This window comes from Caballeronia sp. LZ008, from assembly GCF_031451435.1.
Classification (GTDB): domain Bacteria; phylum Pseudomonadota; class Gammaproteobacteria; order Burkholderiales; family Burkholderiaceae; genus Caballeronia; species Caballeronia zhejiangensis.
The window spans coordinates 133,793-155,481 of sequence record NZ_JARUXK010000001.1 but is presented as its reverse complement, the minus strand read 5'-3'; the positions used below and the strand labels follow the sequence as shown (position 1 = coordinate 155,481).

Genomic DNA, 21,689 nt, shown 5'->3' with positions numbered 1-21,689 from the left:
GGTGGGCTTTCTCTCAGCGCAAGGGCGAAACCGGCGTCAAACCACGCCCGCCCCATGCGCCTGCACATCCGCGTGATAGCTCGAGCGCACCATCGCGCCGACCGCCGCGTGCGTGAAGCCCATCTTGTACGCCTCTTCCTCGTACATCTTGAAGGTATCCGGATGCACGTACGCCCGCACCGGCAGATGATGCTCCGAAGGCTGCAGATACTGCCCGATAGTCAGCATGTCGACGTCGTGGGCGCGCAGGTCGCGCATCACCTGCAGAATTTCCTCTTCCGTTTCACCGAGACCCACCATCAGGCCCGATTTCGTCGCGACTTCCGGATGCAGCGCCTTGAAGTCCTTCAGCAACTTCAGCGAATGGTGATAATCCGAACCCGGGCGCGCTTCCTTGTAGAGACGCGGCACCGTTTCGAGGTTGTGGTTCATCACATCGGGCGGCGCGGCGGTCAGAATGCCGATCGCGCGATCCAGACGCCCGCGGAAGTCCGGCGTCAGAATTTCGATGCGCGTTTCCGGCGAATGCTCGCGAACCTGCCTGATGCACTCGACGAAGTGCGCGGCGCCGCCATCGCGCAGATCGTCGCGATCGACGGACGTGATCACCACGTATTTCAGCTTCAGCGCGCCGATGGTGCGCGCGAGATTCAGCGGCTCGTCGGCGTCCAGCGGATCGGGGCGGCCGTGTCCGACATCGCAGAACGGGCAGCGGCGCGTGCACTTGTCGCCCATGATCATGAACGTCGCGGTGCCCTTGCCGAAGCATTCGCCGATGTTCGGGCAGCTCGCTTCCTCGCAAACCGTATGAAGACTGTGCTCGCGCAGGATCTTCTTGATCTCGTTGAAGCGCGAGTTGCCTGTCGCGGTGCGTACGCGAATCCACTCCGGCTTCTTCAGCTTCTCGATCGGAATGACCTTGATCGGAATGCGCGATGTCTTCGCCTGTGCCTTCTGCTTTGCAGTGGCGTCGTAAGCGGTGGGCGACGAAGCAGAAGCGGCGGTGTCGCCAGCCAGGTTTGCGGTTGCGTCAGTCATTCGGTCGATCCGGTTGTTGCAGCGGCAATTGCGGGGAGGCCGCCGATTTGAAGTGCCAGCCGTTCGGCCAGCACGAGAGCTACGTCGCGCCAGTCGGCCGCGACGCCGAGCGTCGCCATGTCGACCGTTTCGAGCCCCGCGTAGCCGCACGGGTTGATTGCGAGGAACGGCTGCAAGTCCATTCGCACATTGAGGCTCACGCCGTGATAACTGCAGCCGTTGCGAATCTTGAGTCCGAGCGCGGCGATCTTCGCGCCTTCATGCGCCTGCGTACGATCGTTCGCGCCTTGAGGATGCCGCGCCACGTAAATGCCCGGCGCGCCGGCCTTGCGGTCGGTCGCGAGATTATACGTCGCGAGGGTTTCGATCACGGCCTCTTCGATGCGCCGCACCAGCTCGCGCACCATGAGCTTGCGGCGGCGCAGGTCGATCAGCAGATAAGCGACGATCTGCCCCGGCCCGTGATATGTGATCTGTCCGCCCCGATCCACCTTGACGAGCGGAATGCCGCTTTCGGCGAGCAGCAGATGCGCCGGATCGCCCGCGAGACCGAGCGTGAAGACGGGCGGATGCTCGACGAGCCAGATTTCGTCCTGTGTTTCGGGCGTGCGAGCGTCGGTGAAGGTGCGCATCGCGTCGAAGCTCTGGCTGTACGGTTCGAGACCGCGCCAGCGCAACGCGACCGGAAAGTCACCGGAACTGAGCACGGTGGCGGGCGCGTCGTGGATTGCTTGTGGGATGGCGAGCGGTGTAGCGGACATGGTGCCGGTAGTTTACCGAAATAGCCCCATGCCCGCCGATGGTGAATTCGCATGCCTTCGATGGCAAATGCGAATACTTGAGGGTCAGACGGTTCTCCATCCGGAGCGCAACCGCTGCGCGAGACGCTCGATGCGCGTCGAAACCCAGTGCATCGCGCGTTCGTCGCAGCGCGGCAGGATCGTGAAGACGACATAGGCCGGACGGTCGCCCTCGACGGAAAGCCAGAGCCGCTCGCGCTCGCGCAGCTTGAGATTGTCGCCGGGCACGAGCCAGTAATCCTCGATGTCGTTGCTTCGCGTCGCCCAGACGGGACTGCCGTGGACCATGAGACGCGTGCCGCGCGCAATTCTCATCGGCACGGTTTCGCCGGGCTTGATTTCGAAGGTGACGCTTGTTGATATTTCTCGCATGATCCACTCCGCCAAGGGAACGTTTCGATGACTACAATCCTAGGCGTGACAAGGCATCAGGCAAAACGATCAATTTTCACTGCTATGTGAGCTGTATTGACAACGACACCGCCGACAATCCATATGGACCTCCGCCAGCTTCCCGCCCTGAACGCGCTGCGCGCCTTCGAAGCCGCCGCCCGTCACGAGAGCTTTTCCCGCGCCGCCGACGAGCTTTTCGTCACGCACGGCGCGGTCAGTCATCAGATTCGCGCGCTGGAGTCGGAGCTCGGCGTGTCGCTGTTCGCGCGCGACGGCAAACGCGTGCGTCTCACCGATCGCGGCCGGCAGTACGCGGCGGAAGTGCGCTCGGCGCTCGTCGCGCTGGCGGAATCGACGCGCCGCATCCGCTCCGGCGATCGCGACCGGCGGCTGATCGTATCGACGATTCCGTCGTTTTCCGCCCGCTGGCTGACGCCGCGCGTCGGCAGATTCATCGAGCAGCATCCGGATATCGATCTCGAACTGCTGACGACCGCCTCGCTCATCGATTTCAACCGCGACGACGCGGACGTGGCGCTGCGTTTCGGCTACGGCAAGTACGCGGGTCTGCACACCGAGGAATTGCTCGACGAGGTTTTTTTCCCGGCGTGCTCACCGAACTTTCGCGGCGGCGCGCTGCCCCGCGTGCCGCGCGATCTGGAAAAGCTGCCGCTTCTGCGCTCGGACGACGAGCTCTGGCGTCCGTGGTTCGACGCCGCGGGACTCACCGATCTGCCCGAACCGAAGCGCGGCGTCTTGTATGAGGATTCGTCGAATTTGCTGCAGGCGGCGATCGACGGTCAGGGCATCGCGCTCGTGCGCCGTTCGCTCGCGATGCAGGAAATCATCGCGGGACGGCTCGTGCGGCTTTTCAATGTCGAAGGGCCGAGTCCGTGGAAGTATTACTTCGTGTGCCCGACCGCGCTGCTTCAGACGAAGCGCGTCCACGCGTTCAGGGAGTGGGTTTTCGAGGAAGCGGAGCAGTTCAGGCTGCTCTACGAGCGCACGCCGGCGGTGTGCGATGCGCCCGCGGGCAAGATCAAAGCACTACCTTGACCATCGGATGGCCGGTGAGCGCGCGATAGATATCGTCGAGATGCGCGCGATTCTGCGCGCGCACGGTGCAGGTGAGACCGGTGTAGTTGCCGCCCGAAGACGGGCGCGACTCCACACGCGACGCGTCGAAATCCTTGTCGAAAGCCTTGAGCACATCGACGATCGTGTCGTGGAATTCCGGATGCGTCTTGCCCATCACCTTGATCGGGAAATCGCAGGGAAAATCGAACAGCTCGTCGGCGCTGTGCTTGGCGCTGTCGGTCGGATCGGTGGCTTGTGGCTTGTCAGTCATGACTTTCTCCTTCACTTGCCGCGCTTGGCCTCTTCGGCGAACTCGCGCGCTTTGGCCCGCTGGTAGGCGTCGTACAGTGCAGCATAGACCGGACCGGGGCGGCCGTCGCCGACGCTCTTGCCGTCGAGCGTCGTGACCGGCATGACTTCTTTCGTCGCCGAGCTGATCATGACTTCGTCCGCCGAACGCAATTCTGCTTCGGTGATGTCGCGCTCCTCGAACGCGATACCCGCCTCGCGCGCCAGTTCCTCGATGAGCCCGTAGCGGATGCCTTCGAGAATGCGCGGTCCGCGCGGCGCGCCCAGCAGCGTGCCGCCCTTCACGATCCACACATTTGAGGACGAACCCTCGGTAAGCAAGCCGTCGCGCAACTGAATGGTTTCGAGCGCGTCGTTTTCGGCGGCGTGCTGCGCCATCAGCACGTTGCCGAGCAACGACACCGATTTGATGTCGCAATGCAGCCAGCGTTTGTCTTCGGCGGTGACGGCGACCGCGCCACGCGCGCGATCCGCCGCGCTCGGGAACACGAGCTGGCCGAGCATGACGAACACGGTCGGCACGATGCCCGCCGGGAACGCGTGCCCGCGCCGTTTGGCGACGCCGCGCGTCACCTGGATGTAGACGAGCGCATCGCCCGCGCCGGCGTTCTCCGCGATGACGCGATCGATCAGCGCGCGCCAGCCGGCGTCATCGAACGGATTGCCGATGCGAATCTTGCCGAGACTGCGATCGAGCCGCGCCAGATGCTGCTTCAGGCGGAACGGCAGACGCGCGCCGTCGGCTTGCGCGTAGAGCGGCACGACTTCGTACACGCCGTCGCCGAAGATGAAACCGCGATCGAGCACGGGAATGCGCGCTTCGGAAAGCGGTCCCCACTCGCCGTTCAGATAGACCGTCGGATCGAATGCTTCGGCTTGGCTCATCACAGGCTCCTTACTTACGCTTTTGCCACCAGAGCAGCGCCGAATCCCACAGGCGGCCGAAGATGCCCGCTTCCGGCACATCCTGCAACGCGACGAGCGGGAACTGCGCGACTTCCTTGCCATCGGCCATCATCTTGACGCTGCCGATCTGCTGGCCCTTCTTGATCGGCGCGACGATCAGATTGTCGTGCGTGACCGTCGGCTTGACCTTCTCGCCCAGGCCCTTCGGCACGGTGATGTACTGATCCGTCGTGACGCCCGCCTGCACGTTGTCGGCCGCGCCCTTGTACACGCGCGGCGAATCGATCACCTGATTCGCCTTGTACAGACGCAGCGCGTCGTACGCGGTGTAGCCGTAGTTCAGCATCTTCAGGCTGTCCTGCACGCGGTTGTGTTCTTTCGGCTCGCCCATCATCACGGCGACGAGGCGGCGGCTCGCGTCGGGCACGCCGACGAGCGAACGCTTCGCGGTCGCGATCAGGCAGTAGCCGGCGGCCTTCGTGTGGCCGGTCTTGAGGCCGTCGACGGTCGGATCGAGCCACAGCAGGCGATTGCGGTTCGGCTGCTTGATCTTGTTGTACGTGAAGTCCTTCACCGAGAAGATGCTGTAGTACTCGGGGAAGTCGCGGATCAGGCGCGTCGACAGCACGGCGAGATCGCCCGCGGTCGTGTAGTGCTGCGGGTCGGGCATGCCGTTCACATCGGCGAAATTCGTGTGCGTCATGCCGATGCGCTTCGCCGCCGCGTTCATCAGCGTGACGAAGTTGCCTTCGCTGCCGCCGACGAGTTCCGCGAGCGCGATGGCCGCGTCGTTGCCCGACTGCACGATCATGCCGTACACGAGATCGTGCACGGTGACGGGCTTGTTCGCCTCGATGAACATGCGCGACTCGTCGGTGCGCACGCGGCGCACTGCCTCGCTCGGCATGACGGTCTGATCCATGTTGATCTTCTTCGACTTCAACGCATCGAAGACGAGATACGCGGTCATCAGCTTGGTGAGCGATGCCGGCTCGACGCGCTCATCGGGATTGCCCGAGGCGAGCACCTGATTGCTGGTGGCGTCGACGAGCACCCACGAACGGGCCGTCACGTCGGGCGGCGGAACCTGGGCGAAAGCGCTCGCCGCCGCCAGCACGGCGGGCAGAACGAAAACGGCTTTTGCGGAAACGGAAACGGAAGGAAAAGACAGGCCGGAAGGGACAAAGCGCATAGGATCGATCGGCGGAAAAAGCACGCTGCGACGATGACGATCGAGGATCGGATGATCGGCGAAGCACGGGTTGAACAGGCTGACCGTCGCTGTCGGTCGGGCATTTCGCCAGGACAGCGGCACGCGCGGCGCCGCGGCGAAAAGCGCTCGTTCGACAGACGGACGCAAAAACGGTTCTCAGAAGCCGGGGTTTCGACGGCCGCGATACGTCGAATGCAACGTCGCGCGGCCGGAATCCGTGAAAAAATTCTGCGCCATTATACGCGCGGGCCGCTTCCGTTTTCCTTGGAATCTGCGCGGTTGCCGCTCGTTTTAACGTTTTTCAGGCTGCGCTTAGCCGCTTTTGCCGATCGATGACGAGCGATGCGCTCAACGCCACGCGTCGACGATCACGCGCTTCAGGATATGCAGCTTGCGATGGAAGAAATGCTCGCCGCCCGGAATCACGACGACGGGCAGCTCCTGCGGCCGCGCCCAGTCGTAGACGGATTGAATCGGCACGGTGTCGTCGACTTCGCCGTGGATCACGAGCGTCGTGTCGGGCACGGCCGCGACTTCCCAGCGGCTCGCCGCCGTGCCGACGAACACCATGCGCTCGATGTCCTTGCCGGCATCACGCATGCGCTTCGCGACGTGCGACAGCACGAAGGTGCCGAACGAAAAGCCCGCGAGCACGATCGGCACGTCCGCCTGACCCGGCTGCGCGCGCATGTGATCGATCAGCGCGAGCAGATCGTCCTGTTCGCCGATGCCGTTGTCATGCTCGCCGCCCGTCTGCCCGACGCCGCGAAAGTTCGAGCGATACGTCGTGTAGCCGAGCTGGACGAACGTGCGCGCGAGCGTCTGCGCGACCTTGTTGTCCATCGTGCCGCCGAAAAGCGGATGCGGATGCGCGACGAGCGCGATGCCGCGCGGCGCGCTGTCGGTCTTGTCGAGCGCGCATTCGATCTTGCCGACCGGACCGTCGATGAGAAACTTTTCGGTTTGCGCGTTCATGCGGGTTGATCGATCAGAAGACGTTCGACGATTCTGCCGTTGGCGAGATGCGAATCGACGATCTCGTCGATGTCGGTTTCATCGACATACGTGTACCAGGTGCCTTCCGGATACACGACCACGACCGGCCCGAGTTCGCAGCGGTCGAGGCAGCCGGCCTTGTTGATCCGCACGTTGCCTTCGCCCGCGAGACCCAGTTTTTTCACGCGCTTTTTAGCGTATTCCTGCATGGCCTGCGCGTTGCAGTTCGCGCAGCTTGGACGCGCCGCATCGGCTTCGCGCTGGTTCAGGCAGAAGAACACGTGGTACTTGTAGAAGGAATCCATGAGCGGGTGCGATGAGAGTGTCGGTCGATTATAGCCAGCGATGTTCGTGCCCGCCGTATCAGGCCGAGCGCCCCGCCTTGCGCGCGCGCCGCCGCGCGAGCCACGCGCGCTCCGCCGCCGAAGCGAGCCAGCCGAGCGCCGCGTACGGCCACACCCACGCGAGCCAGTGCGCAAGCCCGTTGAAATGCAGATAGCGGCCCTGCCGCCAGTCGGCGAGCACGATGTCGAAATACGGATTCACCGGCAGCAGATTGATGAGCGCGAGCGAGATCACGAGCGCCCCGCCCGCGAGCGCCGCGCGCAAGCCGCGCGGCAACGCGACCGACAGCACGCCCGCGATCGTCGCGATGGCGATGCCTTCCAGGGCGCCGTCCGTCGCCCAGTCGAAGGTCAGGCCCGCGCGCGATTGCAGAAAGCTTGCGCCCGCTTTCGCGAAGATCGTCATCGCGATCAGGCCGAGCATCAGGCGGATGCGTGGCGCGCGCTGCCGCGTGAGCAGCGTCGCGAGCACGAGCGCGGCGAACAGGCTCGTCGATGTGATCAGCGCTTCCCAGGCGTCGTCCGGCAGAAGCGCGCCGAGCCGGTCCGGCCAGCTTTCGATGTCCCACGCGGCGGGCGTCCACGCGAGAATCGCGTCCTGCATCGCCGGGTCGAGCTCGTCCCACAGCACGCGCGGAAGATCGCCGCCGCCGAAGAGATACGGCGCGGGGAACATCGCCGCGAACGGCCAGAGCGCCGTCAGCCCGAGCACATACGCCGCGTCGCGCTCGAACCACGTAAAGCGGATGCGCCGCAACAGGCCGCGATCGAGCAGCGCGCTCGTCGTGGGCGCGATCAGCATGCCGCCGACGAGCGCGCCGAACGCGTTCGCGGCGAGATCGAGGTTCGAGGCGACGCGCGTCGGCAGATACGTCTGGATCGCTTCCATCGCGCCGGAGAGCAGCGCGCCGCCGATGAGCGCCGCGCCGACCGCGAATGTGCCGCGCAGACGCGGATAGAGCGCGAGCACGATCAGCGCGCCGAGCGGCATGTAGCCGAGCACGTTGGTCACGACATCGAAAACGGTCAGATATTGCGGCAGCGGATCGGTGAGATACGCGAACGGGCTCAATCCGAGCGAGCGCCAGCCGGAAAACGGATAAAGCGAACCGTAGACGACGAGCGCCGCATACGCGGCGAGCGCCTGCCGGGAGAACGCCGACGGGCGACGCTGCCATTGCTTGATCGTCATGAGCCGCCCGGACGCTTCGATGCTGGGCGGAAGATCATCGTGACGCGGAGAGCGGCTGCGCGGCGAGCCACGCGGAAAGTTGCGCGATCACATCGTCCGATGCAGCCGCGAGCGCCCGCGCGCCGCCGGGGGCATCGGCGCTCGGCGCGGGCGCGCTCGCGGCGAAGCTGCGCTGGCCGACGACGCGGCCTTGCTGCGTGAGCGTCGCGCGCACCGACACGAGGCCGCGGCTTTGCTCGGGCGCATCGAAGACCTGTTCGAAGCTCGTCAGCTCGACTTCGAGCAGCGGCACGGCGCGCACCGGATCGGCGCCCGACAGAACCGGGCCGCGCGCCGCGAGCGCATCGCGCAGGCGTTGCGTCAGCAACTGCGCGGGCGGCATCGTCCAGTGGCTGTTCGAATAGTTGCCGGTGCGCTGTGCATCGACATAGCTCAGCCGATACGCGAACGAATCGGTTTCGAGACTGCGCGGCGCGCCCACCGCGAGCACTTTGACCGGCGGCATCGGCGCGGCGCTGGCGCTTGCGTTGGCAGCCGGTATCGCGCCGAGGTCGTAATGCGCGTTCGGCATCGCGGTCGACGTCGATCCGCAACCTGCGAGCAACGCGGCGCAGCCGAGCGCGAACGCCGCGACCGCTCCTTTCATGTCGATGTCCGTCATATCTTTTCCCCGATCAATGCGCCGCTTTCGCCGGCCACGCGAAGCCCGGCTCGCCCGGTCCCGGCTCCTTCTGCGGCGCGCCGAAGAGCACGCTGCGCGGATTGGTGCTGAACGCGTCGGCGGCGCGATCGACGGAACGCGCCGCCGCGCTCACGTCGTCGCTGAACGAATAGAAGCGCGGCAACGCCTCGAAACCGACGCGCGCCGTGATGAAACGCAGCGATTCGTTCATGTCCGCGAGCGCCGCGCCCGCGTCTTCGGCGGCCTTGCCCGCCTTGTTCAAGTTGGACACGAGCGGGCCGTCCGGACGATTCAGGTTCTGCACGAGCTGATGCGTCGAGGCGAGCGTCGTGTTGATCTGCCTGAGCGTCTGCGGCAACTGCGCCGTCGCGGGCTGCACCTGGCTCGCAAGCGTCGCGATGCCGTCGGCGGCGGTTTGCAGGCTCTTCGTCGTCGCCATGAGCTGATTGCGCACGTCGTCGGAGAGGAACTTGTCGGCGTCGTCGGAAAGGCGCTCGAACTTCTTCAGGATGATGTCGCCGCGCTGCTGCAACTGCTCGAAGAGACCGGGACGCATCGGCACTTCGGCGACGTGCTGCGGCGACGAAGCCAGCGCGGCCGTATCGGTGCCGGTGTCGTCGAGCTGCACGAACGCGATGCCCGTCACGCCCTGAAAGCCGAGCGTCGCGTACGTGGAATGCGTCATCGGCGCGTTCTTGTCGACGACAATGCGGATGCGGATCTGCCCCGGATGCGACTTGTCGAAGCTGATCGACTGCACCTTGCCGACGCCCAGGCCGCGATAGCGCACGGCCGCGTCCGTGAAGAGGCCGGTCACGTTGGTGCGCGCGATCAGATCGTACGGCACGCGCACGGTGCGATCGACGTTGAAGAAGAACACGGCGAACGCGATGGCCAGCACGAGCACGATCGTGAAAAGCCCGGTCCAGAACGCGTGTGATTTGTTTTCCATCGGCAGGTTCCTTTGGCGCTCGCTTCGCGCTTACTTGTTCACGGCGATCGGCGCATCTTCGAGCGCGGCCGGCGGCAGCTTCGCGCGGCGCTCGGACGGCAATGCCTGCAACGCGCGGCGGCCGCGTCGCCCCAGAAAGTACTCGCGGATGAACGGATGATCCACCGCGCACGCCTCTTCCACCGGCGCCGCGACGAGCACGCGATGATCCGCCAGCACCGCGACGCGCGTGGACAGCGCGACCATGGTGTCGAGATCGTGCGTGACCATCACGACCGTCAGACCGAGCGCGCGATGCAGCGTCGCGATCAGATCGACGAATTCGTCCGATGCCTTCGGATCGAGACCGGCCGTGGGTTCGTCGAGGAACAGCAGTTCGGGCTCGAGCGCGATCGCCCGCGCGATGCCGACGCGCTTCACCATTCCGCCCGACAACGCGGACGGCATCTTGCTCGCGTGCTTGCACGACAGGCCGACCATTTCGAGCTTCAGCATCACGAATTCGCGGATCAGGTCTTCGGGAATCTTGCCGAGTTCGCGAAACGGCTGCGCGATGTTGTCATATACCGTCAGCGACGAAAACAGCGCGCCTTGCTGAAACATCATGCCGGAGCGCGTGCGCAGCATCTTCGCGGTTTCGTCGTCCATTTGCGCCCATTCCTCGCCGAGCACGCGAATGGTGCCCGATGTCGGCGACTCGAGGCCGAGAATCTGCCGCACGAGCGTGGTCTTGCCCGAGCCCGAACCGCCGAGCAACGCGACGATCTCGCCGCGCCGCACATCCAGATTCAGATGCTCGTGAATCACCGTGCGCCCGTAGCGCTTGGTGAGATCGCGCACTTCGATCACCGGTTCCGCGATGACGGGCGGCGGCTGATGACGAACGGCGGTGGCGAGCGTGGTCGACATGGCGGTCAGAGTCCGACGTTCTGGAACAGGATCGCGAAGACGGCGTCCGCGAGAATGACGATGGTGATCGACGTCACCACGGACGTCGTCGTGCCTTCGCCGAGACTCTGCGAATTCGCCTTGATGCGAAAGCCGAAGTGACACGCGGCGAGCGCAATCAGCATGCCGAACACGACGCCCTTGCCGAGCCCGATCCACAGATTCGCGATCGGCACGACCGACGGCAGCGAGCGAATGAAGAAGTTCATGTCGATGGACAGCACGAGCTTCGCCGCGAGCGCGCCGCCCGTCAGCGCGATGATGTTGGTCCACATGACGAGCAGCGGCATTGCGATGCCGAGCGCGATCACGCGCGGCAGCACGAGGCGCAGGCTATGCGGAATGCCCATGACCTGCATCGCGTCGAGTTCTTCGGTGACGCGCATCACGCCGATCTGCGCGGTGATCGCCGAACCCGAGCGGCCCGCGACGAGAATCGCGGAAAGCACCGGCCCGAGCTCGCGGATCACGGAAAGCCCGAGAATATTGACGATGTACTGGTTCGCCCCGAACGCCTGCAACTGCTGCGCGGACAAGTAGCTCAACACGATGCCGATCAGGAACGCGACGAGCGCGGTGATCGCGAGCGCCTGCGCGCCGGCGCTGTAGATGTTCGCGGAGATTTCCGTCCACGGAATGCGCTGCGGGCGCCGCACCAGCCTGATGAGATCGAGCACGAAGGCGCCGAACATCGCGAGGCCGCCGTACAGGTGATCGAAGAAACCGAAGATGAGCTGGCCGAGCCGCGTGACCGGATCGACGCGATCGACGGCTTCGGGTTCCTCGCGTTCGGCGTCGAGCAGCGCGACGCGCTCGAAGATTTCGCGCTGCGTGTCGGACAGCGCGATGGTCGCGGGCATCTTGCGTCCCCACACGCGCCAGAGCGCCTGGCCGCCGACGTGATCGAGCCGCTCGACGGAAAGCAGATCCCACTGGCTGATCGCCTCGCGCCCGATGGCGCGCAGACGCCGCGTGACGCCGCTCTTCGCGCGATCGCGAGCGAGCGCGAGCGCGGTCCACTGGCCCGATAGCCGGACCACCTTGCCCTGCAGACCGGCTTCCACTCTTAGGCGCGGCGGCGTGTCGAAGTCCAAGGATCGATGGCGCGATGAGACGCGGTTAAAGGGGAGAGGACATTGTAGCGAAGAGTGTCCGGGGGGACGCGGGGATGGTGGCAGGCGGGTTTCGGCTGGAAGGCGCAAGGATCGGAATTTCCGTGTTGCGGTGCACTTGAGTCGCTGACCTATCATGGTTTCGAGAACTCCGGTGCAACCGCAATGGACAAACGACTCGATCCGCTTATTTCCGAACTCGATTCGCTCGAAGAGGCTGAACTGTATGACGCCTGGTTCCGCGCGGAGGTAGAAGCGTCACTTGCGGACCCGGAGCCGTCGATTCCCAACGATCAAGTATTCGCGGAAATGGATGCGCTCGTGGCGGCCAAGCGAAAGGCACGGAATGCTCGTTGATTGGCGGCCGCGCGCACGGAGACAACTCAGGGAAATCTACGAATACATTGAAGAGCGTGATCCGCAAGCGGCCGACAATCTACTTTCGATGAACAGGGAAGCAGTCCGGACGTTAGCGGATGTTCCATACATCTATCGTCACGGAAGGGTCTCGAATACCAGAGAGATGGTGGTTCATCCGAATTACTTGGTGGTTTACCGTGCGACGGACCGCGTCACCGTACTGGACTCGCTGCATGCACGGCGGCGGTATCCGAGCGACAAGACGCGCTGAAGCGGAGTTTCACGGGCTTCGAACACGCATCCCACGGCTACAATACCCGCCATGACCCCCTCTCCTATCGCTCCCTTCGCCCCCGACGCGCCCTGGCGCATCGACCGCTCGCGGCTTGCGACGCTTGCCGAGCGGCCCGCTCGCGACTGGACCATCGACATCGTCGACGAAACGGGCTCCACCAACGCCGACGTTTTGGAGCAGTTGCGCGCCTCGCGACGCGACGGCACGCCTGCACCCGTCGTCCGCGTCGCGTACTCGCAATCCGCCGGTCGCGGGCGGCGCGGGCGCGCGTGGCTCGCCGAACCGGGCAATGCGCTGCTGATGTCGGTCGGCTGCGTGCTGCGGCGGCCGATCGAAGGGCTGTCGGGTCTGAGTCTCGCCATCGGCACCGCCGTCCTCGATGCGCTCGCGCGCCTGCCGCTCACGCCATCCGCGCGTCCTGCGCTGAAATGGCCGAACGACGTCCTGCTCGACGACGGCAAGCTCGCCGGAATTCTCATCGAAACCGCGTGGAACACGCCTGACGCGACCGCGGTCGTGATCGGCATCGGCATGAATCTGCACGGCGCGGAACAACTCGCCGCGCAGGTCGACGAAGCCAACCGGCTCGCCGCGCAATCCGCGCCCGGCGCCGCGCCGGCAGCGCTCGCGCGGGCATGGCCCGACGCCAATCTCACCGACACTCTCGCCGCGCTCCTCAACGCGCTCGACGCAGCGCTGCCGCGCTTCGAAGCCGAGGGCTTCAGGCCGTTCCGCCAGCGCTGGCTCGACGCGCACGCGTGGGCCGGACGTGAAGTCGCGCTGATCGACCAGGGCATGGAAGTGACGCGCGGCATCGCATCGGGCGTCGACGAGGGCGGCCAGTTGCTGATCGACGCGCCCGAAGGCCCGCGCGCCGTCACGACCGGCGAACTCACGCTGCGCCTTGCGAAGGAACGTCCGTGAACGCGTCGGGAACCGAGGCGCCGTATCTGCTCATCGATGCGGGTAACAGCCGCATCAAATGGTCGCTCGTCGATGAAGCCGGCGCGTCGCTCGCGAACGGCGCATTCGAGCACGCGCATCACTCGACCGTCGCCGACGACGCCGCGCTCGACGATTGGTCCGAACTTCCCGCGCCGGCGAGCGCGTGGATTTCGAACGTCGCGGGCATGCCGGTACAGAACCGCATCCAGCGCCTGCTCGACGCGCGCTGGCCGACGCTGCCGCGCACCGTCGTCCGCGCGCGCGCCGAGCAGTGCGGCGTGATCAACACCTATGCCGATCCGGCCCGACTCGGCAGCGACCGCTGGGCCGGCATGATCGCAGCGCGCGCGGCGTATCCGGGCGAGCATCTGCTGGTCGCGACCTTCGGCACGGCGACGACGCTCGAAGCACTGCGCGCCGACGGCGTGTTCACCGGCGGCCTCATCGCGCCCGGCTGGTCGCTGATGATGGAATCGCTCGGCAGCCATACGGCACAATTGCCGACGCTCGACGCGGCATCGGCGCGTGAGGCGCTGAGTCAGACGCGCAGTCTTTTCGCCACCGACACCGCCGCCGCGCTATCCGCCGGATGCCTGCTCGCGCAGGCGAGCCTGATTGAGCGTGCGTGGCGCGACCTCAAGGCCGACTGGCGCGCCGACGTCCGGCTCGTGCTCGGCGGCGGCGCGGCAAATGAAATCGCGGGCGCGCTCGACGTGCCGCACACCCGACACGATTCCCTCGTGCTGTCCGGCCTCGCGCTCATCGCGCGCGACGCGACGGCGCGCCACTCATCCTGACTTTTCTGATTTGATTGACGGACGGAGCCCAAGAATGCTGCGCTGGCTGATCGCCCTTCTGATTCTCGCCAACTTGCTGATGTTCGCGGTCATGCGCGGCATGTTCGGCCCGCTTCCCGCGGCCGGCGTGCGCGAACCGCATCACTTATTGCAGCAGGTTCATCCCGAGGCGCTCGCGACGCGCCCGCTGAGTCCCGAAGAAGCGTTCGATCAGCCGCGCGTCGGCGGACCGGCGCCTGCCGCCAACGTGCAGACCGCGCCGCTCGGGCAGTGATCGCGCGCGTGCGAATCAGCTCTGCGCGCGGACTTTCTTGAGGAGCGCGGTCGTCGATCGATCGTGCTCGAACGCGATGGCGAGCGCCTTGCCGCCCCAGCCGCGCACGAGTGCCGATTCGGCCAGCTTGTCCATGTCGTAGTCGCCGCCCTTCACGAGCACGTCGGGGTGCACGGCTTCGATCAATTGCAGCGGCGTCGTTTCCTCGAACTTCACGACCCAGTCGACGCTCTCCAGCGCGGCGAGCAGCGCCATGCGGTCATCTTCCCGATTGATCGGGCGATCGTCGCCCTTGCCTAGCGTGCGTACCGACGCATCGCTGTTCACGCCGACGATGAGCGTCGCGCCGAGCGCTTTGGCATCAGCGAGATAGGTCACATGGCCGCGATGAAGGATGTCGAAGACGCCGTTGGTGAAAACGACGGGACCGGCGAGCGTCGGACGGCGCGCGGCGAGCGCTTCGCGCGTGATGATCTTGCGTTCGAAAATAGCGGGCATGACGGCGCTCGTTGCGATGTGCTGAAAGCGCGCATTGTGCCACGGCGCTTCGCACGGGAAAAATGCAAAACGGCTCGCCGGTGCTGACCGGCGAGCCGTCCGTTCATCGAAGCCGAAACTCAGGCCGGCTGTTCAGCCCCGCCGCCCGGCGCGGCCTGAAGGCGCTGCGTCACTTCCTTGCGATAGCGATTCAGTTCCTGCGCGGTCACGAACGAACGCTCGAACAGAATCGACAGGTTGTGCAGAATGCGCTCGACGACCTTCTTCTCCCAACTGTCGTCGAAGCGGATCTGGTCGTCCAGCCAGCGCTCGAGCCATTCGGGATCGGGCAAACGCGACTGCACGGTGTCGCGCGGGAAGAGCGCCTGATTCACATGCAGGTTGGTCGGATGCAGCGGCTTTTCCGTACGGCGCGCGGACGCCATGAGCACGCCGATCTTCGCGAACGCCGCACGCGCGGTGTCGCCGGCGTTGACGAGCGCCTTCTTCATGTAACGCAGATACGCGCCGCCGTGACGGGCTTCGTCGCGCGAAATGGTTTCATAAATGTGCTTGATGACGGGTTCCGTGTGCCACTCGGCCGCGCGGCGATACCAGTGATTCAGGCGGATTTCGCCGCAGAAATGCAGCATCAGCGTTTCGAGCGGCGGCGCCGGATCGAACTCGAAGCGCACCGCGTGCAGCTCTTCTTCGCTCGGCACCATGTCGGGCTTGAAGCGCCGCAGATACTCCATCAGCACCAGCGAATGCTTCTGCTCCTCGAAAAACCACACGCTCATGAACGCGGAGAAATCGCTGTCGTGGTGGTTGTCACGCAGGAACATTTCGGTTGCGGGAAGAGCGGACCATTCGGTGATCGCGTTCATCTTGATGGTTTTGGCCTGCTCGTCGGTGAGCAGGGAAGCATCGAATTTGTCCCAGGGAATGTCCTTCTCCATATCCCAGCGGACGGATTCCAGCGATTTATAAAGTTCCGGATAAAGCATGGTGTTCATAGTCCACCCCTGATGCCACTTATGCGACGTTATATCTGTATTGACTTTCGGCCGGAACGTGCAGACATGCCTTGCACGCGCGCAGCCAAGCTTTCAATTTTACGCGGGATTCGGTCGGCCGAAGACGAAATGCGACAACGAAGCGCGACATTCGGCGCTGCGGCAACGCGTCGCGTCCCGCGTAAACACTGCACTCCCCGTGCAAATGTTGCTGTTGTGCGTCTTGTTCTACCGTGGGTGAGGAGCCAAACCTGTGCCTGAGGTATGTTCAAGTGGCGCCGAACTGCCGCCGGAACCGCGCCGGCCGCGCAGTATGACGTGCGCGCATGACAACGATGCGATGCGCGCTTGATGCGGATTTCCGCGCCAATGCCCGACGTTTCGGGCGTCGTCGATCATAGCACGGTGGATTGACGCCAATCCGCGACGGTCTCATCGATCGGGGTCAACCCCGCGATGTGATGCACGCCGTCGTCGAACTTGCGGCGCAGCGCCGGGCTGCTGCCGCCAACCCAGATGCGGACGTGCGGCGGCAGCAGGTTGCGCAGGTCGGTCAGCCCGTTCGAAATGGACTGCGCCGGCAGCACCGCCGTGAACGACAGCGCGACGATATCGATCTTGTGCACCGACACGGCATCGACGATATCGTGCAGCGGCGTCTGCAATCCCAGTTGCACGCATTCGCACTCGGATAGCGTGAACATCGCCTCGGCCATCAGGATGCCGAGGCCGTGACCTTCGCCGGAAAGCGTCGTGAGCAGCACGCGCGGACGGCCGTTGCGCCCGCGCACGGCATCCGAGAGCGGACGTATCAGCGTGCGCAGCGTCGACTGGATCGCCTCGCTGAACAGATGTTCGTGATAGACCTGCAACGTGCCCGCCGCCCACGCATTGCCGATGCGCGCCGACAGCGGCGCCGCGACATCCAGCACGAAGCGTTCGAGGCCGTCGCGCGTTGCGCGCTTCAGCAGGCCGAAGCGGAAATCGTCATAAGCGCCCGCGCGCAGCAGCGAGATCAGATGGTCGAGCTCGGCGTCCGGCGCGTCCTGGCCGACGCCCGAGCTTTCGGCCAGTTGCTGCAGCGCGTCGATGGATTGCCCGAGCACTTTGCTCGGCCGATGTCCCGCGTCGAGCAATCGCTTCACGAGCCGCAGCTTCGTCACCTGTTCCTGCGGATACAGCCGCTCCCCGCCGGAAGTGCGCATCGGCTGCGGAAATCCATACCGGCGCTCCCAGACACGCAAAGTGTCCTTCGTCAGACCAATCTCCTGAGCGATCGCGCCGATGCCTATGCCGGTCGCGCCCGCCGTTGCGGCGCTTGGCGGCACGGGTTCCGGACGCTCGGGGCCATCGGAGATCGAATCCGAATCGAAATCTTGTTCTGATGAGTTTGTCATGGACAGATCGGTTCGAACGAAATATCGCATTCGATGCAGGTTGCGTGCCCAACGCCGATGGATGGACAAAGATTCCGCACCGTCAAGCTTTCATCATAGACAAAATCGAAATGTGCGTCGGTGCTGAGATGCGTTTCGGCTACGGAAATGTGCGCGTCGAGGGGAATTGGCGAGCGCGGCGGCGCTATGCGCGCCGCCGGTCGTAGTGAGGGAAGTGAGCGCGCCGGAACGCGCGTAGTCAGCCGGGTTTCTTGCGCGGCGCCGTCTTGCGCGCGGCCGCCTTCTTCGCGGCCGCCGCGTCGGGCCTTTCATCGGCGTCGTTGGCGGGCTGCTCCGCGGCGCTCTCACCAGCGGCGGCCGGCTGCGCGCCCGCGGCGCCCATCGGGTGGAGCGGGCCGCTCATGCCGGGCTGAATCATCGCGAGATGCGCAAGCTGATTGAACTGCGATTGCAGCACGTTCCACCAGCCGGTCGGATCGAAGCCGGGCGGCGGCGCTGAAGTCTGCCCCGAAGCGTCTTCGCCTTCAGCCGATGCCTCGCTCGCGGGCGCGGCGCCCGACGCTTCCTGCTTCGGGGCATCGGTCTTCGCCGCGCCGCCCATCGGCCATCCGGCTGACGCGGCCTTCGCATTCTCCGCCGCCGCGGTGTGCGCGCTCTCGACGGACGTCTGAGCGAACGCGCCGAACGCGCGCAGCGTCGCGAGCGTCGCGCGCTGCACTTCGAGCGCCTGAATCGCCGATTGCAGCATGTTGAGATTGAGCTTCAGCCAGTGCTCGACGGCGCGCATGTCGGTCACGCGCTTGTCGAGTTCTTCGATGTTGGTGAGCGGAGCGAGCATGTCGGACATCATCGAGAGGGAGGGGCCCATGCCCTGCCCGCCGCCGGGCATCGCGGCGGCGAACGGATTCAGGCGCATCAGTTCCCACATCTTGCCCATCATGTCGGCCTGGCCGAATCCGGGAAAACCGGGAATCGTGTAGGGCGGCGTGCCGCCGGCGTTATCGGTCATTCGACTCTCCTTGTTTTCGTGTGAGGTTCGCGCGGTTCAGAACGGCGCGCCGCCCGGGAAATCCGGCGCGCGCCGTTCGCGCAGCGAGCGCATGCCTTCGTGCACGTCCGGCCCCGCGAAGCCCATGAATTCGAGCGCGAGCGACGTATCGAAAGTCGGCCCCGCCGAGCGCAGCCAGTTGTTGAGCGCGTACTTGGTCCAGCGAATCGCGGTCTGCGAACCTTGCGCCAGACGGTTCGCCACTTCGATTGCCTTCGGCATGAGTTCGTTCTCGTCGACGGCGAGCGACACCAGCCCGATGCGTTCCGCCTCCTCGCCGCTCACCGGCTCGCACAGCAGCAGATAGTACTTGGCCTTCGCCATGCCGCACAGCAGCGGCCAGACGATCGCCGCGTGATCGCCCGCCGCGACGCCGAGCCGCGTATGCCCATCGATGATGCGCGCCGACTTCGACGCGATCGAAATATCGGCGAGCAAGCCCGCGACCAGCCCCGCGCCGACCGCCGGACCGTGCATCGCGGAGACGATCGGCTTGCCGCAGTTGATCACGTTATAGACGAGATCGCGCGCCTCGCGCCACACGCGCGCGCGCACGTCGAAATCGTTCGCCATCTCTTCGACGAGCCCGAGATCGCCGCCCGCCGAAAAGCCCTTGCCTTCGCCGCGAATGAGCGCGACGCGCGTGTCCGGATCGCGATCGATGTCGCGCCAGATATCCGCGAGCTCGCGATGCATGTTGGCGTCGGCGGTGGACAGGCCGCTCTTGTTCGCGCCCGCGCCGGGCATGACGACCTCGAGCACGCCATGCGGATGGCGGCGCAGTTCGAGCGACTTATAGCCCGAATACATGGATAGATCGCTCATGGTCTCGTCGATTGAAGGTTAGCGCGGCTGATAGACCCACTTGCCGTCGCGGATCTCGACCATCACGCGCGCGCGCTGATCGAGGCCGATGTGATCGTTGGGCGACATGTTGACCTGCCCGTTGGTGTCGGAGAAATTCTTCGTGCCTTCGAGCGCATCGCGCAGCGCGGCGCGAAACGCCGGCGTGCCGGGCGCGCCCGCTTTCATCGCGATAGGCACCGCGCGATTGAGCAGCATGCCCGCGTCCCACGCATACGAGCCGAACGCCGACACGGTGCCCGCGCCCTGCTTCGCCTCGTACAGTTTGATGTATTCGAGTGCGAGCCGCTTGGCCGGATGGTCGTCGGGCAACTGCGCGGCGACGAGCACCGGGCTCGCGGGCAGGAACGTGCCGTTGCAATCCGCGCCGCACACGCGCAGGAAGTCGCGGTTGCCGACGCCGTGATTGTGATAGACCTTGCCTTTGAAGCCGCGCTGCGCGAGCGTTTTCGGCGGCAGCGCGGCGGGCGTGCCGGCCGCGCCGACGACCACCGCATCGGGCTTGGCCGCGAGAATCTTCAGGATCTGCCCGGTCACGCTCGGATCGGTGCGATTGAAGCGTTCATTCGCGACCACTTCGATCTTGTGCAGCTGCGCGAACTTCGCGACTTCGGCGTAGAAGGTCTCGCCGAGCGCGTCCGCCTGGCCGATGTACGCAAGCGTCTTCACGCCATGATTGCTCGCATGCGCGATGATCGCGGAGGCCATCATCGCGTCGGTTTGCGGCGTCTTGAAGACCCAGCGGCGCTTGTCGTCGACAGGCTCGATGATCGTCGCCGACGACGCCAGCGAGATCATCGGCGTTTGGCCTTGCGCGACGACATCGATCATCGCGAGCGAGTTCGGCGTGATCGACGAACCGATGATCGCATCGACCTGATCCTCGCTGATGAGCTTCTTCGTGCTTTGCACGGCCTGCGTGGTGTCGGAGGCGTCGTCGAGCACGATGTAGTCGACGGGCTTGCCACCCATTTCCTTCGGCAAGAGCGCGACGGTATCGCGCGCGGGAATGCCGAGCGACGCGGCCGGCCCCGTAAGCGACAGCACGAGACCGATCTTCACGTGCTGCGCCGTCTGCGCGAATGCCGCCGTTGCCACCGTCGCGGCGGCGAGCGCGAATGCCGCGCCCGCCAGAAATTTCCACTTGCCTGCCGCCATCGAAGTCTCCTTTTTTTTTGATCGTTCTTGTGCTGCCCGAAGAGCAGCCCGGCAAAGTGTAAGGCGAGGCTTGGGCGCGCCGCATCGGGCGAAACCCGTTCAATGCTCCGGTTGCACGACCGCCTGATCGATTGCGCCGAAGATCGACTTGCCTTCTTCGTCGAACATTTCGATCTTCACGCTGTCGCCAAATTTCATGAACTCTGTCTGCGGCGCGCCGTGCTCGATCGTCTCCAGACAGCGCTTCTCGGCGATGCAGCAGTAGCCGCGCTTCGTGTCCTTGTTCGAGATCGTGCCCGAGCCGACGATCGAGCCCGCGCGCAGATTGCGCGTCTTCGCCGCGTGCGCGATGAGCTGGCCGAAGTGGAACACCATGTCGGTGCCGCAGTCCGGCTGACCGACTTTCCTGCCGTTCCAGTGCACGATCATCGGGCGATGCACGCGCCCTTCGCGCCACGCGTCGCCGAGTTCGTCGGGCGTCACGGCAACCGGCGAGAACGCGGTCGCGGGCTTGCTCTGGAAAAAGCCGAAGCCCTTCGCAAGTTCGGCGGGAATGAGATTGCGCAGCGACACGTCGTTGACGAGCATCAGCAGGCGCACGCTGCGAAGCGCTTCGTCGGGCATCGCGGCCATGTGTACGTCGGACGTGATGACGGCGACTTCCGCTTCGAAGTCGATGCCATACGATTCCGTCGCGCACACGATGTCGTCCGTCGGGCCGATGAAGTCGTCGCTGCCGCCTTGATACATCAGCGGATCGGTCCAGAATTCGGGCGGCATTTCCGCTTTGCGCGCCTTTCGCACGAGCTCCACGTGATTCACGTACGAGGAGCCGTCCGCCCACTGGAACGCGCGCGGCAACGGCGCCATGCAGGCTTTCGGATCGAACGAAAAGCTGTTGCGCGCGCGGCCGGCGTTCAGCGCTTCGTAGACTTCCATGAGTTGCGGCGCGTAAAAGGTCCAGTCGTCGAGCGCGCGTTGCAGCGTCGAGACGATTCCATCGGCGATTGCGGCCGTGCGCAGGTCGCGCGAGACGACGATCAGCTGGCCGTCGCGCGTGCCGTCCTTCAAGGTTGCAAGTTTCATGGAGCAGTGC

At 65.1% G+C, this 21,689-nt stretch carries 27 protein-coding genes; 7 read left to right on the top strand and 20 right to left on the bottom strand.

From position 1 onward, the window contains the following. Positions 1-36: 36 nt before the first annotated feature. The 3 genes from lipA to QCE49_RS00775 form a co-directional block, all read right to left on the bottom strand. Positions 37-1,038 (bottom strand): lipoyl synthase, encoded by a 1,002-nt coding sequence (lipA, locus tag QCE49_RS00785; protein ID WP_008351805.1) that lies wholly within the window; start codon positions 1,036-1,038, stop codon positions 37-39. Next, positions 1,035-1,799, bottom strand: a complete 765-nt coding sequence (lipB, locus tag QCE49_RS00780) for a lipoyl(octanoyl) transferase LipB (protein ID WP_175979751.1) — start codon at positions 1,797-1,799, stop codon at positions 1,035-1,037. The genes lipA and lipB overlap by 4 nt, the downstream gene beginning before the upstream one ends. 84 nt (positions 1,800-1,883) lie before the next feature. Further along, the gene (locus QCE49_RS00775; RefSeq protein WP_033536549.1) at positions 1,884-2,210 is read right to left on the bottom strand and encodes a DUF2917 domain-containing protein; all 327 of its coding nucleotides are present in this window, start codon (positions 2,208-2,210) and stop codon (positions 1,884-1,886) included. Positions 2,211-2,333: 123 nt separating this feature from the next. On the opposite strand from QCE49_RS00775, the gene QCE49_RS00770 reads away from it, so the two are divergent. Continuing rightward, positions 2,334-3,287, top strand: coding sequence for a transcriptional regulator GcvA (locus QCE49_RS00770; RefSeq protein ID WP_008351810.1), 954 nt, complete (start codon positions 2,334-2,336; stop codon positions 3,285-3,287). Here QCE49_RS00770 and QCE49_RS00765 read toward each other — a convergent pair. The 3 genes from QCE49_RS00765 to QCE49_RS00755 are packed head-to-tail and all read right to left on the bottom strand — an operon-like array spanning position 3,271 to position 5,715. Then, positions 3,271-3,579, bottom strand: a complete 309-nt coding sequence (locus tag QCE49_RS00765; RefSeq protein ID WP_034470775.1) for a DUF493 family protein — start codon at positions 3,577-3,579, stop codon at positions 3,271-3,273. The genes QCE49_RS00770 and QCE49_RS00765 overlap by 17 nt on opposite strands. Before the next feature lie 11 nt (positions 3,580-3,590). Beyond that, positions 3,591-4,502: a D-amino acid aminotransferase gene (locus QCE49_RS00760; RefSeq protein WP_008351813.1), complete on the bottom strand. Its 912-nt coding sequence runs from the start codon at positions 4,500-4,502 to the stop codon at positions 3,591-3,593. A 10-nt stretch (positions 4,503-4,512) separates the two neighbouring features. Further along, a complete protein-coding gene (locus QCE49_RS00755; protein WP_033536586.1) occupies positions 4,513-5,715 on the bottom strand; it encodes a D-alanyl-D-alanine carboxypeptidase family protein in 1,203 nt (400 codons plus the stop codon). A 33-nt stretch (positions 5,716-5,748) separates the two neighbouring features. Here QCE49_RS00755 and QCE49_RS00750 point away from each other — a divergent pair, with 33 nt between their 5' ends. Further along, positions 5,749-6,072: a hypothetical protein gene (locus tag QCE49_RS00750; RefSeq protein WP_144403732.1), complete on the top strand. Its 324-nt coding sequence runs from the start codon at positions 5,749-5,751 to the stop codon at positions 6,070-6,072. Between the two features lie 12 nt (positions 6,073-6,084). Here QCE49_RS00750 and QCE49_RS00745 read toward each other — a convergent pair whose 3' ends face one another. The 7 genes from QCE49_RS00745 to QCE49_RS00715 are packed head-to-tail and all read right to left on the bottom strand — an operon-like array spanning position 6,085 to position 11,944. Beyond that, positions 6,085-6,711, bottom strand: a complete 627-nt coding sequence (locus tag QCE49_RS00745; protein ID WP_250456625.1) for an alpha/beta hydrolase — start codon at positions 6,709-6,711, stop codon at positions 6,085-6,087. After that, complete coding sequence (locus QCE49_RS00740; protein WP_250456626.1) at positions 6,708-7,037, bottom strand: ferredoxin; 330 nt, start codon at positions 7,035-7,037, stop codon at positions 6,708-6,710. Before QCE49_RS00740 ends, QCE49_RS00745 begins: the two co-directional genes overlap by 4 nt. Positions 7,038-7,095: 58 nt before the next feature. Next, positions 7,096-8,268, bottom strand: coding sequence for a VanZ family protein (locus QCE49_RS00735; protein ID WP_250456627.1), 1,173 nt, complete (start codon positions 8,266-8,268; stop codon positions 7,096-7,098). A gap of 34 nt (positions 8,269-8,302) precedes the next feature. Next, positions 8,303-8,929 (bottom strand): ABC-type transport auxiliary lipoprotein family protein, encoded by a 627-nt coding sequence (locus QCE49_RS00730; RefSeq protein WP_250456628.1) that lies wholly within the window; start codon positions 8,927-8,929, stop codon positions 8,303-8,305. A gap of 13 nt (positions 8,930-8,942) precedes the next feature. Then, positions 8,943-9,902, bottom strand: a complete 960-nt coding sequence (locus QCE49_RS00725) for an MlaD family protein (protein ID WP_175979746.1) — start codon at positions 9,900-9,902, stop codon at positions 8,943-8,945. A gap of 30 nt (positions 9,903-9,932) precedes the next feature. Beyond that, a complete protein-coding gene (locus QCE49_RS00720) occupies positions 9,933-10,811 on the bottom strand; it encodes an ABC transporter ATP-binding protein (RefSeq protein ID WP_008351823.1) in 879 nt (292 codons plus the stop codon). Between the two features lie 5 nt (positions 10,812-10,816). Next, positions 10,817-11,944 carry an ABC transporter permease gene (locus QCE49_RS00715; RefSeq protein WP_250456629.1) on the bottom strand — a complete coding sequence of 376 codons (1,128 nt, stop codon included), beginning with the start codon at positions 11,942-11,944 and terminating at the stop codon, positions 10,817-10,819. A 183-nt stretch (positions 11,945-12,127) separates the two neighbouring features. Here QCE49_RS00715 and QCE49_RS00710 point away from each other — a divergent pair, with 183 nt between their 5' ends. Genes QCE49_RS00710 through QCE49_RS00690 form a run of 5 tightly spaced genes read left to right on the top strand, consistent with a single transcriptional unit; the run spans position 12,128 to position 14,633 of the window. Further along, on the top strand, positions 12,128-12,319 hold the full coding sequence (locus QCE49_RS00710; RefSeq protein WP_008351825.1) for a hypothetical protein: 192 nt from the start codon (positions 12,128-12,130) through the stop codon (positions 12,317-12,319). Further along, the gene (locus tag QCE49_RS00705; RefSeq protein ID WP_309779193.1) at positions 12,276-12,593 is read left to right on the top strand and encodes a type II toxin-antitoxin system RelE/ParE family toxin; all 318 of its coding nucleotides are present in this window, start codon (positions 12,276-12,278) and stop codon (positions 12,591-12,593) included. Before QCE49_RS00710 ends, QCE49_RS00705 begins: the two co-directional genes overlap by 44 nt. A gap of 51 nt (positions 12,594-12,644) precedes the next feature. Next, complete coding sequence (locus QCE49_RS00700) at positions 12,645-13,541, top strand: biotin--[acetyl-CoA-carboxylase] ligase (protein ID WP_034470465.1); 897 nt, start codon at positions 12,645-12,647, stop codon at positions 13,539-13,541. Next, positions 13,538-14,359, top strand: a complete 822-nt coding sequence (locus QCE49_RS00695; protein WP_008351830.1) for a type III pantothenate kinase — start codon at positions 13,538-13,540, stop codon at positions 14,357-14,359. The genes QCE49_RS00700 and QCE49_RS00695 overlap by 4 nt, the downstream gene beginning before the upstream one ends. Positions 14,360-14,393: 34 nt before the next feature. Beyond that, a complete protein-coding gene (locus tag QCE49_RS00690; RefSeq protein WP_008351832.1) occupies positions 14,394-14,633 on the top strand; it encodes a hypothetical protein in 240 nt (79 codons plus the stop codon). A gap of 15 nt (positions 14,634-14,648) precedes the next feature. Here QCE49_RS00690 and rfaE2 read toward each other — a convergent pair whose 3' ends face one another. The 7 genes from rfaE2 to QCE49_RS00655 all read right to left on the bottom strand — a co-directional run bounded on the left by rfaE2 (position 14,649) and on the right by QCE49_RS00655 (position 21,679). After that, positions 14,649-15,131, bottom strand: coding sequence for a D-glycero-beta-D-manno-heptose 1-phosphate adenylyltransferase (gene rfaE2, locus QCE49_RS00685; protein ID WP_034470462.1), 483 nt, complete (start codon positions 15,129-15,131; stop codon positions 14,649-14,651). A gap of 119 nt (positions 15,132-15,250) precedes the next feature. After that, positions 15,251-16,126, bottom strand: coding sequence for an acyl-ACP desaturase (locus QCE49_RS00680; RefSeq protein ID WP_033536551.1), 876 nt, complete (start codon positions 16,124-16,126; stop codon positions 15,251-15,253). Positions 16,127-16,521: 395 nt separating this feature from the next. Continuing rightward, on the bottom strand, positions 16,522-17,523 hold the full coding sequence (locus QCE49_RS00675) for a MerR family transcriptional regulator (RefSeq protein WP_239294312.1): 1,002 nt from the start codon (positions 17,521-17,523) through the stop codon (positions 16,522-16,524). A 238-nt stretch (positions 17,524-17,761) separates the two neighbouring features. Then, on the bottom strand, positions 17,762-18,532 hold the full coding sequence (locus tag QCE49_RS00670) for a PhaM family polyhydroxyalkanoate granule multifunctional regulatory protein (RefSeq protein ID WP_250456630.1): 771 nt from the start codon (positions 18,530-18,532) through the stop codon (positions 17,762-17,764). 36 nt (positions 18,533-18,568) lie between these two features. After that, on the bottom strand, positions 18,569-19,396 hold the full coding sequence (locus QCE49_RS00665) for an enoyl-CoA hydratase/isomerase family protein (RefSeq protein ID WP_008351843.1): 828 nt from the start codon (positions 19,394-19,396) through the stop codon (positions 18,569-18,571). A gap of 18 nt (positions 19,397-19,414) precedes the next feature. Further along, positions 19,415-20,593: an ABC transporter substrate-binding protein gene (locus QCE49_RS00660; protein ID WP_250456631.1), complete on the bottom strand. Its 1,179-nt coding sequence runs from the start codon at positions 20,591-20,593 to the stop codon at positions 19,415-19,417. 99 nt (positions 20,594-20,692) lie between these two features. After that, positions 20,693-21,679 (bottom strand): fumarylacetoacetate hydrolase family protein, encoded by a 987-nt coding sequence (locus QCE49_RS00655; RefSeq protein ID WP_175979741.1) that lies wholly within the window; start codon positions 21,677-21,679, stop codon positions 20,693-20,695. Positions 21,680-21,689 lie beyond the last annotated feature (10 nt).

Coding starts and splice junctions, on each gene's coding strand:
- QCE49_RS00655 (WP_175979741.1), bottom strand. CDS start 21,679: ATGAAACTTGCAACCTTGAAGGACGGCACGCGCGACGGCCAGCTGATC.
- QCE49_RS00760 (WP_008351813.1), bottom strand. CDS start 4,502: ATGAGCCAAGCCGAAGCATTCGATCCGACGGTCTATCTGAACGGCGAG.
- QCE49_RS00705 (WP_309779193.1), top strand. CDS start 12,276: ATGCGCTCGTGGCGGCCAAGCGAAAGGCACGGAATGCTCGTTGATTGG.
- QCE49_RS00670 (WP_250456630.1), bottom strand. CDS start 18,532: ATGACCGATAACGCCGGCGGCACGCCGCCCTACACGATTCCCGGTTTT.
- QCE49_RS00680 (WP_033536551.1), bottom strand. CDS start 16,126: ATGAACACCATGCTTTATCCGGAACTTTATAAATCGCTGGAATCCGTC.
- QCE49_RS00725 (WP_175979746.1), bottom strand. CDS start 9,902: ATGGAAAACAAATCACACGCGTTCTGGACCGGGCTTTTCACGATCGTG.
- QCE49_RS00720 (WP_008351823.1), bottom strand. CDS start 10,811: ATGTCGACCACGCTCGCCACCGCCGTTCGTCATCAGCCGCCGCCCGTC.
- QCE49_RS00765 (WP_034470775.1), bottom strand. CDS start 3,579: ATGACTGACAAGCCACAAGCCACCGATCCGACCGACAGCGCCAAGCAC.
- lipA (WP_008351805.1), bottom strand. CDS start 1,038: ATGACTGACGCAACCGCAAACCTGGCTGGCGACACCGCCGCTTCTGCT.
- QCE49_RS00755 (WP_033536586.1), bottom strand. CDS start 5,715: ATGCGCTTTGTCCCTTCCGGCCTGTCTTTTCCTTCCGTTTCCGTTTCC.
- QCE49_RS00740 (WP_250456626.1), bottom strand. CDS start 7,037: ATGGATTCCTTCTACAAGTACCACGTGTTCTTCTGCCTGAACCAGCGC.
- QCE49_RS00710 (WP_008351825.1), top strand. CDS start 12,128: ATGGACAAACGACTCGATCCGCTTATTTCCGAACTCGATTCGCTCGAA.
- QCE49_RS00690 (WP_008351832.1), top strand. CDS start 14,394: ATGCTGCGCTGGCTGATCGCCCTTCTGATTCTCGCCAACTTGCTGATG.
- QCE49_RS00775 (WP_033536549.1), bottom strand. CDS start 2,210: ATGCGAGAAATATCAACAAGCGTCACCTTCGAAATCAAGCCCGGCGAA.
- QCE49_RS00750 (WP_144403732.1), top strand. CDS start 5,749: ATGACGATCGAGGATCGGATGATCGGCGAAGCACGGGTTGAACAGGCT.
- lipB (WP_175979751.1), bottom strand. CDS start 1,799: ATGTCCGCTACACCGCTCGCCATCCCACAAGCAATCCACGACGCGCCC.
- rfaE2 (WP_034470462.1), bottom strand. CDS start 15,131: ATGCCCGCTATTTTCGAACGCAAGATCATCACGCGCGAAGCGCTCGCC.
- QCE49_RS00660 (WP_250456631.1), bottom strand. CDS start 20,593: ATGGCGGCAGGCAAGTGGAAATTTCTGGCGGGCGCGGCATTCGCGCTC.
- QCE49_RS00665 (WP_008351843.1), bottom strand. CDS start 19,396: ATGAGCGATCTATCCATGTATTCGGGCTATAAGTCGCTCGAACTGCGC.
- QCE49_RS00675 (WP_239294312.1), bottom strand. CDS start 17,523: ATGACAAACTCATCAGAACAAGATTTCGATTCGGATTCGATCTCCGAT.
- QCE49_RS00700 (WP_034470465.1), top strand. CDS start 12,645: ATGACCCCCTCTCCTATCGCTCCCTTCGCCCCCGACGCGCCCTGGCGC.
- QCE49_RS00770 (WP_008351810.1), top strand. CDS start 2,334: ATGGACCTCCGCCAGCTTCCCGCCCTGAACGCGCTGCGCGCCTTCGAA.
- QCE49_RS00745 (WP_250456625.1), bottom strand. CDS start 6,711: ATGAACGCGCAAACCGAAAAGTTTCTCATCGACGGTCCGGTCGGCAAG.
- QCE49_RS00735 (WP_250456627.1), bottom strand. CDS start 8,268: ATGACGATCAAGCAATGGCAGCGTCGCCCGTCGGCGTTCTCCCGGCAG.
- QCE49_RS00730 (WP_250456628.1), bottom strand. CDS start 8,929: ATGACGGACATCGACATGAAAGGAGCGGTCGCGGCGTTCGCGCTCGGC.